A 13,051-nucleotide genomic window follows, 5' to 3' on the forward strand; every position below is an offset into this window, starting at 1 on the left:
AACCCGGCCCCTGGATAGGGGCTGGGTTATCTATACTTCTGATAAATCAAAATAAAACGTCAGGACAATCATATGTATCTTCGTTCAGGGGCCATACTGGCAGCCCTCTTGCTGGCTGGCTGTGCCGGTGGCCCGCCCAAGCCTGGCCCAGAGAGTCTGGATCTCAATCCCGGTATGAATCGTCCGGGCGCCACCAGTACGGCGGCCGACCCGCGTGATCCCTTCCAGGGAGCAAACCGTGCCATGTGGGCGGTCAATTATGATGTGCTGGAGCCCTATGTAGCACGTCCTGTGGTACATGCTTACGCTCGCTATATTCCGGTGGGGGTGAAGGATGGCATTGCCAACTTTGTTGCCAACTTTGATGAACCGAGCAGCATGGTGAACCACCTGATCACCGGTGATTTGAAGGGGGCGGGGACCAACCTGGGGCGCTTTACCCTCAACACCACCGTCGGTCTGCTGGGTATCTTCGATGTGGCCAAACATGCCGGTCTCGAGCGCAACAAGCTGGAGATGGATACCGTGCTGGGCAGGGCCGATATCGGTAATGGTGCCTACATCATGGTGCCTGTCTACGGCCCGACTACCACCCGGGAGCTGGTTGGTGATGCGATTGACAGCTTCTACTTCCCCTATGCCCTGTTAACCTTCCCAATGAAGGTTGCACATTGGGCACTGGATGGCTTGGGCAATCGTGCCAAGCTGATCGATCAGGAGCGGATCATCGACAACTCCCTCGATCCTTATGCGCTGACCAAGGACTTCTACCTGCAATATAACCAGGGCAAGGTGACGGGCAAGCAGACCGAGCTGAAAGCGTCTCAGCAAGAGCAGGCCGACGATGCCAATCTGGATGAATATATGGACGAGTTGGACCAGTAAACGGGTCATCTCGATATGTAAAAGGCGCCTGCGGGCGCCTTATTCATTTTCGCAGCCATATCGAGATAAAAAAACGCCCCGCAGTGCGGGGCGTTTTGGCAAGCGAGGCTGATTAGGCAGCCAGATTCTTGGCCACGAATTCCCAGTTAACCAGAGCCCAGAAGGTTTCCATGTACTTCGGACGCAGGTTGCGGAAGTCGATGTAGTAGGCGTGCTCCCACAGGTCAACGGTCAGCAGCGGGGTGGTACCGGCTTCAGTCAGCGGGCAGCCAGCGTTGGAGGTGTTGACGATAGCCAGAGAGCCGTCAGCTTTCTTCACCAGCCAAGTCCAGCTGGAACCGAAGTTGCCGATGGCAGATTTGGTGAAGGCATCTTTGAACTCGGCGAAGGAGCCGAATGCCTTGTTGATGGCCTCAGCCAGGGCGCCAGTCGGCTCGCCACCGCCATTCGGGGAGAGGCAGTGCCAGTAGAAGGTGTGGTTCCAGATCTGGGCGGCGTTGTTAAAGATGCCGCCGTTGGAGGTCTTGATGATCTCTTCCAGAGACTTGCCTTCAAACTCGGTACCCGGCACCAGATTGTTCAGGTTGACCACGTAGGTGTTGTGGTGCTTGCCGTGGTGATATTCCAGAGTTTCCTGGGAGATGTGCGGTTCCAGAGCGTTGATTGCATAGGGCAGAGCGGGAAGTTCGAATGCCATTTTCTACTCTCCATTGGCTGGACCGTGCGAAGGCGACGGTTGCAAGACATTGCGTACTCTTTTCTATATGTGAAAAGAGTTGTTTTTAAAATGATGGGGCTGGGTAGCCCAAAGCCAAGGGATTGTAGCAGTATCAAAGATGGCCTAACAACTCTTGATTAGCGCCATGATCGCGATCAATCCAGTGTGGGTTCTTTGCGCAATTCGAGCTGGGTCACCCCTTTGCCAGTTTGTGCTCGGGCAAGATTGCAGTAGAATGGCCGCCGAAATCGCTCTAGTGAGGCACCTATGGAAACTATTGAAAAGATTAAGCAGCAGCTGGCTGACAACCCCATCATCATCTACATGAAGGGCTCCCCCAAGCTACCCAGCTGTGGCTTCTCTGCCCAGGCCTCCCAGGCTCTGATGTCCTGCGGCGAGCCGTTTGCCTACGTTGATATCCTGCAAAATCCGGATATCCGCGCCGAATTGCCAAAATTCGCCAACTGGCCGACCTTCCCCCAACTGTGGGTTGAAGGTGAGCTGATCGGTGGCTGTGACATCATGATCGAGATGTTCCAGGCTGGCGAGTTGCAGGCTCTGATCAAAGAGACTGCTGCCAAGTACAAGAAAGATGATGCTGCAGCTGAGTAATCGGTTCGGTATTGTCGAGAGGGAGCCACACTGGCTCCCTTTTTTATTGTCCCGGTTCTGTCAGGCAAGCAACTGATTGTCGGTTGCAAAAAGCAACGCAATTGCCCTGAAAAATCTAATCTTTACGGCTTTGTTTTGGAGTTGTTAATTATATTATTTTCCAATATCTGATTACTTTTTTTAATCCATTTGGATTCAAGTGTTGCTGCCATCACATTTTTTGATAATTTCACCGTAACGTAGTCTCTTTGTAGATTTTTTGTGTTTATGCTCACATTAATTGCAAGTGATAGAACCTAGTATCGCTTCGCCCTGTGAAATAAAACCCTACAAATTAATAAATAAAAAGAGATTTGCGATGAAGATGTATAGCAATCTGCCCATTGGTCTTCATGATATTACTGAAGCCAAAAAAAGACTGACCAATCATATATACAAGACCGCGCAACTACCCTCTAACTACATCAGCGAACGTTGCCATGGCGAGGTTTACCTCAAGCTTGAAAACATGCAACGTACAGGCTCTTTTAAAATTCGTGGCGCCTTCAACAAACTCAGTTCATTAAGTCTGGAAGACCGACAAAAAGGTGTTGTCGCCTGCTCGGCGGGCAATCATGCCCAAGGTGTATCACTCTCCAGTGCTATGCTGGGAATTGATGCCAAGGTGGTCATGCCTTGCTGTGCCCCCAAATCAAAAATTGCTGCAACCAGTGACTATTCAGCCAAAGTGATCCTCCATGGAAATAGCTTCAATGACACCATTGCCAAAGTCAGCGAAATCGTGGAGATGGAAGGCCGCGTATTTATCCCCCCCTTCGACGATGCAAAAGTAATTGCCGGCCAGGGCACCATTGGCCTGGAAATTATCGAAGATTTGTATGATGTCGATAACATCATAGTGCCGATCGGTGGCGGTGGTTTGATTGCCGGTGTTGCCATGGCTATCAAATCTATTAATCCGACCATCAAGGTGATTGGTGTGCAATCCGAGAATGTGCACGGTATGGCGGCCTCTTTCTATGCCGGTACCATGACCAATCACAGAACCAGCAGCACGCTGGCCGATGGCTGTGATGTGGCAAGACCCGGTTCACTGACCTTCGAAATCGTCAAACAATTGGTGGATGATATTGTACTGGTCACCGAGGATGATATTCGTCATAGCATGGTTGACCTTATTCAGCGCAACAAGGTGATTACCGAAGGGGCGGGAGCTCTGGCCTCGGCAGCGCTGCTCAGTGGCAAGCTGAAACATTATGTCGAAGGTAAAAAGACCGTCAGCATTATTTCGGGTGGCAATATTGATCTGACCCGGATCGCCGAAATTATCGAACAGAAAAATATTCGTCAATTTAGCCTGTAAGGAATGCAGTCATGATATTAGACAGTGTTGTCACTGGCAGTAAAGAGAATACGCGTGCATGGCGTAAATCGGATACCACATGGGGATTAGGTCTGTTCGGTACTGCTATCGGGGCGGGGGTCTTGTTCTTTCCAATCCGGGCCGGATATGGTGGCCTGATCCCAATATTAATCATGCTGGTGCTGGCTTACCCCATTGCATTTTATTGCCACAGAGCGTTGGCCAGATTATGTCTTTCTGGCAGTAATCCATCGGCAAATATTACCGAGACCGTTGAAGAGCATTTTGGCAAAATGGGTGGGGTAGTAATTACCTTCCTCTATTTCTTTGCCATTTGCCCACTGCTGTGGATATATGGTGTGACGATCACCAATACCTTTATGGCATTTTGGGAGCATCAACTACAGTTGGTTCCGCTTAATCGAGGTGTGGTTGCACTGGCATTGTTGATGTTGATGGCATTCGTGATCTACTTCGGTAAAGATCTGATGGTCAAGGTGATGAGCTATCTGGTCTTTCCCTTTATTGCCAGTCTGATCGTTATCTCTCTCTCCCTTGTCCCGTACTGGAACAGTGCCGCCTTTGATCAGGTCAATCTGAGCGAGATATCGATGTTTGGTCACGATGGTATTCTGGTTACCGTCTGGCTGGGGATCTCCATCATGGTCTTCTCCTTCAACTTCTCGCCGATTGTCTCCTCTTTCATCGTCTCCAAACGGGAAGAGTATGAGCAGGAGTTCGGTCGTGATTTTACCGAGAAGCGCTGCTCGAAGATTATCTCCGGTGCCAGCATGCTGATGGTGGGCGTGGTGATGTTCTTTGCCTTCAGCTGCCTCTTTACCCTGTCACCGCAAAATATGGCGGAAGCCAAAGCCCAGAACATTCCGGTGCTCTCCTATCTGGCCAACCACTTCTCTTCAATGACGGGCAGCAAGTCTGCGTTTGCCACCACTTTGGAGTATGCGGCGTCCATCATTGCGCTAGTTGCTATCTTCAAATCCTTCTTTGGCCACTATCTGGGGACGCTGGAAGGGTTGAACGGCCTCATCCTCCGCTTTGGCTACCAGGGCGACAAGAGCAAGGTTTCCAGTAAAAAACTCAACATGGTCAGTATGTTGTTCATCATGGGCTCCACCTGGCTGGTTGCTTATGTGAACCCCAACATCCTCGACCTGATTGAGGCAATGGGGGCGCCAATCATCGCTTCCCTGCTCTGTCTGCTGCCGATGTATGCGGTGAGCAAGACACCGGCACTTGCAAAATATAAAGGTCAGGCCAGCAACCTGTTTGTCACCATCATCGGTGTGCTGACCATCCTGAATATAGTTTCCAAGCTGTTCTGAAAACCTTTTCTGTAAGTCATCAACCATTCAGGCCCCCTGGCGGGGTCTGGATGGCGCAGTCAGAAGTGCGTAATAACCTGTTCTTGGTTGGCCCAATTATGTGGGCCCAGGGCAAGGCTATCCGTGATTTGGCCACCACACTCAGTGGTAAATATGTTCTGACTGCAGTGACTCGACATCATAAATATCGAGGCGATGTAATGAAGTTTGATTCGTTGGTTCTGGTTATCAATTGCGGCTCCTCATCGGTCAAATTCTCGGTACTGGAGAGTCAATCCTGTGAGGTGGTGATATCCGGTATGGCGGATGGTATTGAGACGGCCCATCCCCAATTGCAAGTGGGTAAAGAGCCCGCTATGTCATTACCTGAAAATAACCACACCTGTGCATTGGCTGCCATTGCGGCTGAATTGAAAAAGCGCGATCTGCTGGATTCGATTGTGCTGATTGGTCATCGGATTGCGCATGGTGGCAGTGAATTTAGCGAAGCCGTGATCATTGATGAACATGTCTTGGCCAAAATAAAGCAGGTGTCACCCTTGGCTCCCCTGCACAATCACGCCAATTTAAGTGGCGTGATGGCCGCCCGCCAGCTATTTCCCAACCAGCCCCAAATTGCGGTATTTGATACCGGCTTTCACCAGACCCTCAAGCCGGAAGCTTATATCTATGGGCTGCCTTACCAATATCTGCAGGATTACGGCGTGCGCCGCTATGGCTTCCATGGCACCTCCCATCGCTATGTGGCCGAGCAGGCCTGCGTATTTATGGGGCTGGATGAGCAGCATGCCGGTCTGGTTATCGCCCATCTGGGCAATGGCGCCTCTATTTGCGCGGTACAGGATGGCAAGAGCGTCGATACCTCGATGGGGATGACGCCGCTGGAAGGGTTGATCATGGGTAGCCGAAGCGGCGATATCGATTTTGGCGCGCTGGCCTATATCGCTAGCAAGACGGGGCAATCCATCGAGGATATCGAGCGGGTATTGAACAAGCAGTCCGGCCTGCTGGGTATTTCGGGGCTCTCCTCGGATATGCGGGTATTGGAAGCTGCCTATCACGAAGGACATCCCGGGGCAAAATTGGCCATTCACGCTTTTGTCCATCGTATTGCCCGCCATATCGGCGGCCATGCCACCTCATTGCGCCGGCTGGATGCCGTTATCTTCACCGGCGGGATCGGCGAGAACTCGGCTTTTATTAGAAAGCTGGTATGCGAACGGCTTCAGGTATTTGGCGTAGCGATCAGCGAGCCGTTTAACCAGCGTCCCAATAGCGAGGGCTGCCGGGTTATTTCGGCGGCAGAGTCCATGGTGCTGGCGGCGGTTATTCCCACCAATGAAGAGAAAATGATCGCGCTGGATGCCATTCGTCTGGGGCAGCAGGTTCGTCAGGCCGAGTGCGTCTGACATCTTCCACTGTAGTGTCATGAGTAGTGAAAGAGGTTTATTTGATGAAAGTTGATATGCAATTGGATCAGGATAAATTCCGTCAGGCATGGCAAGGGTTTGCCGGTGAGAACTGGATGCACGAGATTAACGTCCGTGATTTTATCCAGCAGAACTACACCCCCTATGAAGGTGACGAACGGTTTTTAGCAGATGCGACCGAAGCGACCACCACTTTGTGGAACAAGGTGATGGAGGGGATCCGTATCGAGAATGCCACCCACGCACCGGTCGATTTTGATACCAATATTGCTACGACCATCACCGCCCACGGGCCGGGCTATATCGAGCAGGGGCTGGAAAAAATCGTTGGCCTGCAAACCGACAAGCCCCTTAAAAGAGCGCTGCACCCGTTTGGCGGCGTAAATATGATCAGAAGCTCTTTTGAAGCATATGGCCGGGAGATGGATCCCGAATTTGAATACACCTTCAGCGAATTGCGCAAAACCCACAATCAGGGGGTGTTCGACGTCTACTCTCTCGAGATGTTGCGCTGCCGAAAGTCAGGGGTATTGACCGGTTTGCCGGATGGTTACGGTCGTGGTCGCATTATCGGAGATTATCGTCGGGTCGCGCTTTATGGCATAGATTATCTAATCCGTGAGCGGGAGCTGCAGTTTGCCGATCTGCAACCGGCTCTCGAGCGGGGAGAGCAGCTGGAGCAGGTGATCCGCCAGCGTGAGGAGCTGGCCGAGCACAAGCGGGCACTGGTGCAGATCAAGCAGATGGCGGCCAGCTACGGCTTTGACATCTCCGGGCCGGCACGCACAGCCCAGCAGGCAGTGCAGTGGCTCTACTTTGCCTATCTGGCGGCGGTGAAGTCGCAAAACGGTGGCGCCATGTCCCTCGGCCGTACCGCCACCTTCCTCGACATCTATATCGAGCGGGATCTGAAGGCGGGGCTCATCAGCGAGCAGGATGCCCAGGAGCTGGTCGATCACTTCATCATGAAGATCCGCATGGTGCGTTTCCTGCGCACCCCCGAGTTTGATTCCCTCTTCTCCGGCGATCCCATCTGGGCGACCGAGGTGATCGGCGGCATGGGGCTGGATGGTCGCACCCTGGTGACCAAGAACTCCTTCCGCTACCTCCACACCCTCAAGACCATGGGGCCGGCGCCCGAGCCCAACCTCACCATCCTCTGGGCGGAAGGGCTGCCGCGGGCCTTCAAGACCTATGCGGCCCGTGTCTCCATCGATACCTCATCCCTGCAGTATGAGAACGATGATCTGATGCGCACCGACTTCGAGAGCGATGACTACGCCATCGCCTGCTGCGTGAGCCCCATGGTGATCGGCAAGCAGATGCAGTTCTTCGGTGCCCGCGCCAACCTGGCCAAGACCCTGCTCTATTGCATCAACGGTGGCGTGGACGAGAAGCTGAAGATCCAGGTTGGCCCGAAAGTGGCGCCCATCATGGACGAGGTGCTGGATTACGAGACCGTCATGGCCAGCCTCGACAGCTTTATGGATTGGCTGGCGGTGCAGTACATCAGCGCGCTCAACCTTATTCACTACATGCACGACAAGTACAGCTACGAGGCCTCACTGATGGCGCTGCACGATCGCGACGTCTATCGCACTATGGCCTGCGGTATCGCCGGTCTGTCGGTGGCGGTCGATTCGCTGGCGGCCATCAAGTACGCCAGGGTCAAGCCGGTGCGCGATGCTGACGGGCTGGCGGTCGATTTCGTGATTGAGGGGGAGTATCCCCAGTACGGCAACAACGACGAGCGGGCCGACTCTATCGCCTGCGATCTGGTCGAGCGCTTCATGAAGAAGATCCAGGCGCTGCCGACCTACCGCAATGCGGTGCCGACCCAGTCGATCCTGACCATCACCTCCAATGTGGTCTATGGCCAGAAGACCGGCAACACTCCGGATGGCCGCCGCGCCGGTGCGCCGTTTGCGCCGGGAGCCAACCCGATGCACGGTCGGGATCGCAAGGGGGCGGTCGCTTCGCTCGCCTCGGTAGCCAAGTTGCCGTTCAAATATGCCAAGGACGGGATCTCCTACACCTTCTCCATCGTGCCGGGGGCGCTCGGCAAGGAGCCGGCCAATCGCGAGAACAATCTGGTGGGGTTGATGGATGGCTACTTTCATCATGAGCGGGATGTGGAAGGGGGTCAGCACCTCAACGTCAACGTGATGAACCGCGAGATGCTGCTGGATGCCATCGAGAATCCGGACAAGTACCCCAGCCTGACCATCCGGGTCTCCGGTTATGCGGTGCGCTTCAACGCCCTGACCCGCGAGCAGCAGCAGGACGTCATCTCCAGAACTTTCACCAACATGATGTAACTCTGATGCCCGGGGTGAGCAGGCTTGCTCCGGGCCTACTTTTTGTTTGTCAGCACGAGGAAGTAACAGATGCGACAGGTTATCACTACCAAAGCGGCGCCGGGCGCCATCGGCCCCTATGTGCAGGCCGCCCGGATTGGCAACATCCTCTACACCTCCGGCCAGATCCCGCTGGACCCGGTGAGCGGCGACATAGCGGAGGGTATCGAAGCGCAAACCCTGCGCTCCCTGCAAAACGTCAAGGCGATTGTCGAGGCGGCGGGCGGTGAAGTGCGCAATATCTTCAAGACTACGGTGTTTGTCTCGGATTTGAACGACTTTGCAGCGGTAAACCGGGTATACAACGACTTCTTCACCGAGCACGATGCCATGTATCCGGCTCGCTCCTGCGTAGAAGTGGCTCGGTTACCGAAGGATGTGAAGATCGAGATAGAGGCGATTGCTGCGCTGTAACCCCATCGGGAGTGTGTCAGCAAGCCAAAACAGAGCGGCTGCCAATGGCAGCCGCTTTTGTCTATATGGTCATCGGGCAGATCAGGCGATCCGTTCGATACGAGCCGTGTAGAAGCCGTCGAAGCCGGTCTCGGACGGGCTTACGGTGTGATCGTCACGCAGACGGAAGTTCTCGTTGGCGGCGAGGAACTTGTCCACCTGCTGGCGGTTCTCCTGCGGCAAGATGGAGCAGGTTGCATAGACCAGCAGACCACCCACCTTCACCATCTGGCTGTAACGCTGCAGGATCTCTTCTTGCAGCGCGACCAGCACCGGCAGACGCTCGGCGGTATCACGCCACTTGGCATCCGGATTGCGCTTGAGTACGCCCAGACCGGAGCAGGGCACGTCCAGCAGTACGCGGTCGGCGCTCTCTTTGAGGCGCTTGACGGTCTTGCTGCTGGTGATGACCCGGGTTTCCACGTTGTGGGCACCGGCGCGACGGGCGCGCTGCTTGAGATTCTCCAGCTTCCACTCTTCCACATCCATCGCCAGCAGACGGCCTTTGCCCTGCATCATGGCGGCGATGTGCAGGGTCTTGCCACCGGCACCGGCGCAGGCGTCGATCACCCGCATGCCCGGGGTGACCTCCAGAGCCGCAGCAACCAGCTGGGAGCCTGCGTCCTGCTGCTCGAAGCAACCATCGGCAAAGGCCTTGGTACGGAACAGGGCGGCGTCCGAGGTGACCTGCAGGGCAGTCTCCACACCATCAACCGGAATGGTGGTGACCTGCTCTTTGGCTAGAATGGCTTGCAGCTCATCACGGGTGCACTTGAGGGTGTTGACCCGCAGGTAGCGCTTGGGCATCCAGGCCAGAGCGGCACGCTCGGCAGGCCAGGCTTCACCCAGCTGCTCGCTACCCAGTTTCTCCAGCCAGCTCGGGCAACCATCCATCAATACCGGGTTCTTCTTCGCCTCGGTCAGACGTCGGCGGAATGCTTCTTCATTGAAGCGATCCAGGGTCGGGTGGTTGGGCTGGGCAATTTTGTGGAAGGCATGCCAGCTGTGCAGCAGCGGCCAGACATTCTTTTCGGCCTGACGCACCTGAATACCGGTGAGGAAACAATAGAGGCTGAGACGGCGCAGCAGGTCGCCGGTGACCAGGGCAATCCTTGCCTGTTCTTGCGGTTTGAGTTCGATGCCGGAGAAGTGACGGGCATAAGCGCGGTCGAGGGTAAGACCCTGACCGAGCACATCGTCAATAATGGCAACGACCAGATCCCCGAAACGGGGCAACAGTGGGGATTTGAGCATGAGATTAACCTTGGCCAGAGAAAGATGAACCGCACCTTTGTGAAGAGGGACAGTTCTAAAATTGACAAATCCGCGCAATGATAGGGGTTAGATGGGGTTGGCGCAACACTCCCCATGGGTGAGTGGCTGAAACAGTGGCGCCGGGCTTTTTGATTCGGCGGGATAATGATGCCGGTAATGGTTCAAAAAAGTGCATGACTACAAGGATGACAAAGATGCATGTGACCAGTAAGTGTTCGTTGGCCTTGTTGGTGGCCAGTTTGTTGGGGTCAACCAGCCTGATGGCCAGCGAGTGGAGGACGGTAGCCGCCAGAGCGACTGCGGAGCAAGGTTATGAGGTGCGGGCCAATCAGTTTCGGGTGGCCAAGGTGCCGCTCGACTATTTTGCCGGGCTGCAAGCCGGGGCGAGTGAGCTGACCCTGCCGTTGCCCGATGGGGGGGAGGTCACCTTTGCTCTGGAAGCCTACGACTTGCTGCCTGCAGATCTCGCCGCCAAGTATCCGCAGATCCGCACCTTCAAGGGTCACAACCCGGCGCATCCTATAGAGACGGGGCGCTTCGATCTGGGGCCGCAAGGTTTCCACGCCATGTTCAGCCATCAGGGCAGGATGGTGTTTGTCGATCCGCTGCGCAATGCCGAAGGTTACGCCATCTATTACCAGCAGGATGCCCATAGTCGATTGGAAGAGGCTGCAGATGAGGTGATAGGGCTCAAGCTCAGCAAACTGGTGCGCAAGGTGCAAGTGGATGGCAATGTTCGCAAGCGCTACGTCATTGCCATTTCGGCGACAGGAGAATTTACCCAATACCACGGTGGCTCCAAAGCGCTTACCATGGCGGCGATTGCGACCTTGCTCAACCGCGTCAATCAGGTCTATCAACGGGATGTGGGCGCCGAATTCGTGCTGGCCAGTGGCAATGACAACCTGATCTTTACCGATCCGGCCAGCGACTTGTTTGCCAATGATAATTCGGATGCGCAGACCAATATCGGGGTACAGGCTTATTACTTTACCAATATGCAGCTCGGTAATTTTGATATCGGCCATGTCCTGAATACCAATGGCGGCGGTCTGGCCGGATTGGCAGTGCTCTGCACCAATCAGAAGTCTGGTGGGATGTCGGGTTCACCCACACCGGTGGGAGATGCCTTCTTCGTTGACTATGTGGCTCATGAAATTGGCCACCAGTTTGGTGCTGATCATACCTTCAACGGCACTACCGGGAGTTGCGGTGCTGGTACCCGGGTTGCGAGTCAAGCCTATGAGCCTGGTAGTGGCAGCTCCATCATGGCCTATGCCGGTATTTGTGGTGATGAGAATATTCAGACTCACAGCGACCCCTATTTTCATAGCAAGTCCATCGAGCAGATGCGTGCGCACATGGCGACCGTATCGACTTGTGGAACCACACTCGCGTTGAGCAATAATGCCCCGCAGGCAGCTGCAGGGGGGGACTATGTGATCCCTGCCAATACGGCCTTTATGTTAAAAGGGGCTGGTGGAGATCTGGATAATGATTCTCTGCTCTACAACTGGGAGCAGATCGATCTTGGTACTGAATCGAGTAGTGCCGCCACCATGATTGACGATGGCTCCCGGCCGCTGTTTCGTTTTGTCTCTCCCACGGCATCGCCGGAGCGGATCCTGCCGAGTTTGCCATCCCTGCTCTCCGGCACGCTTGCCAAAGGAGAGGCCTGGCCGACTACCAACCGGGATCTCAATTTCAGACTGACGGTGCGTGATGGTCAGGGTGGAGTTGCCAGTGATGACATGAAAGTGCAAGTGATCAATACCGGTGCGGCATTTCGCATCACCAACCCGTTTTACGGGGTGACTCTCACGCCGGGGGCCAGTCAGGCCATAGCATGGGATGTGGCGGGCACAACTGTGGCGCCGATCAGTTGCAGCAAGGTGGACATCTCGGTGACCCAGGATGAGGGCGTAAGCTGGACAATGCTCGCCGCCGGACAACCCAATAACGGCGCAGCAACGGTAACGTTGCCTGCCGATCTCACCAGTAGCGTCAGGCTGAAAGTGGCATGCAGCGACAATATCTTCTTTGCCATCAGTCCCCTCAAATTGCCTCTGGTGCAAGGTGGCTCGACTTCAGGTGGCGGCAGTGGTGGCGGGGCGCTCGGATTGTGGACGCTGGCTCTGGCACTGCTCGGCTGGCAACGGAGGCGTACATGAAGGGAGTCCCTCTGTTGCTGCTTGTCATGCTCGGCGGTTGTCAGGCCGATGCCAGCACGCTGGAACAGGAGCTGAGTGCAAACCTCGCCAGGCAGGATTACCGCCTGATAGTGATAGCCGGGCGGGGAGAGTTCGCCCCCGGTATTGCAGCCGAACAGCAGGCAGAGGCCAAGGGGCGCTGTGGCAAGCGTTATCTGGATGGATTGGGCGATGTGATAAGGCCCGGTCAGCAAGAGATACATGCCAAGTTGAGCGCTTACGCCAGCGAGTATAACCAGCGTATGGTGATTCATTGCCCAATAGCATCGGGCGCTGGCAAGCAGTAATACACCAACGAACCAATCCAAATGGAGGGGATATTCATCCCCCTATCTATCCGTGAAGGCGCCAATGGCGCCTTCACTTTTTCCGTTGTTGAATGGGGCCAGTCTGTATTGCCTGAGA

Annotated in this window: 11 protein-coding genes; 9 read left to right on the forward strand and 2 right to left on the reverse strand. The window is 54.9% G+C overall.

Going from position 1 to position 13,051, the window contains the following annotated elements; translation table 11 throughout:
• Window positions 1–72 precede the first annotated feature (72 nt).
• Window positions 73–885, forward strand: a complete 813-nt coding sequence (locus OKC42_RS00435; RefSeq protein WP_270818865.1) for an MlaA family lipoprotein — start codon at window positions 73–75, stop codon at window positions 883–885.
• 112 nt (window positions 886–997) lie between these two features.
• On the opposite strand, the gene sodB is transcribed toward OKC42_RS00435, so the two are convergent.
• Entirely contained in the window at window positions 998–1,582 is a 585-nt protein-coding gene (sodB, locus tag OKC42_RS00440) for a superoxide dismutase [Fe] (protein ID WP_019444736.1), read from the reverse strand.
• 288 nt (window positions 1,583–1,870) lie between these two features.
• Between sodB and OKC42_RS00445 the strand changes: the two genes are divergently transcribed.
• The 6 genes from OKC42_RS00445 (at window position 1,871) to OKC42_RS00470 (ending at window position 9,122) form a co-directional block, all read left to right on the forward strand.
• Window positions 1,871–2,215 carry a Grx4 family monothiol glutaredoxin gene (locus tag OKC42_RS00445; RefSeq protein WP_005353650.1) on the forward strand — a complete coding sequence of 115 codons (345 nt, stop codon included), beginning with the start codon at window positions 1,871–1,873 and terminating at the stop codon, window positions 2,213–2,215.
• Between the two features lie 358 nt (window positions 2,216–2,573).
• Window positions 2,574–3,578, forward strand: a complete 1,005-nt coding sequence (gene tdcB / locus OKC42_RS00450; protein WP_270818866.1) for a bifunctional threonine ammonia-lyase/L-serine ammonia-lyase TdcB — start codon at window positions 2,574–2,576, stop codon at window positions 3,576–3,578.
• Window positions 3,579–3,589: 11 nt separating this feature from the next.
• Window positions 3,590–4,921 (forward strand): threonine/serine transporter TdcC, encoded by a 1,332-nt coding sequence (gene tdcC, locus OKC42_RS00455; protein WP_270818867.1) that lies wholly within the window; start codon window positions 3,590–3,592, stop codon window positions 4,919–4,921.
• A 50-nt stretch (window positions 4,922–4,971) separates the two neighbouring features.
• Window positions 4,972–6,330 carry a propionate kinase gene (gene tdcD, locus OKC42_RS00460; protein WP_270818868.1) on the forward strand — a complete coding sequence of 453 codons (1,359 nt, stop codon included), beginning with the start codon at window positions 4,972–4,974 and terminating at the stop codon, window positions 6,328–6,330.
• A gap of 44 nt (window positions 6,331–6,374) precedes the next feature.
• On the forward strand, window positions 6,375–8,669 hold the full coding sequence (pflB, locus tag OKC42_RS00465) for a formate C-acetyltransferase (RefSeq protein WP_270818869.1): 2,295 nt from the start codon (window positions 6,375–6,377) through the stop codon (window positions 8,667–8,669).
• Window positions 8,670–8,738: 69 nt separating this feature from the next.
• Window positions 8,739–9,122, forward strand: coding sequence for a RidA family protein (locus OKC42_RS00470; RefSeq protein ID WP_270818870.1), 384 nt, complete (start codon window positions 8,739–8,741; stop codon window positions 9,120–9,122).
• Between the two features lie 81 nt (window positions 9,123–9,203).
• Here the strand turns inward: OKC42_RS00470 and OKC42_RS00475 are convergent, their stop codons facing one another.
• Window positions 9,204–10,415: an RsmB/NOP family class I SAM-dependent RNA methyltransferase gene (locus OKC42_RS00475; protein WP_270818872.1), complete on the reverse strand. Its 1,212-nt coding sequence runs from the start codon at window positions 10,413–10,415 to the stop codon at window positions 9,204–9,206.
• A gap of 215 nt (window positions 10,416–10,630) precedes the next feature.
• Here OKC42_RS00475 and OKC42_RS00480 point away from each other — a divergent pair, with 215 nt between their 5' ends.
• The gene (locus OKC42_RS00480; RefSeq protein WP_270818874.1) at window positions 10,631–12,607 is read left to right on the forward strand and encodes a reprolysin-like metallopeptidase; all 1,977 of its coding nucleotides are present in this window, start codon (window positions 10,631–10,633) and stop codon (window positions 12,605–12,607) included.
• The gene (locus OKC42_RS00485; protein WP_042054439.1) at window positions 12,604–12,933 is read left to right on the forward strand and encodes a hypothetical protein; all 330 of its coding nucleotides are present in this window, start codon (window positions 12,604–12,606) and stop codon (window positions 12,931–12,933) included. The genes OKC42_RS00480 and OKC42_RS00485 overlap by 4 nt, the downstream gene beginning before the upstream one ends.
• The last annotated feature ends 118 nt before the right edge of the window (window positions 12,934–13,051 follow it).

This window comes from Aeromonas sp. Y311-2, assembly GCF_027706025.1.
GTDB classification, from domain to species: Bacteria; Pseudomonadota; Gammaproteobacteria; order Enterobacterales; family Aeromonadaceae; genus Aeromonas; species Aeromonas veronii.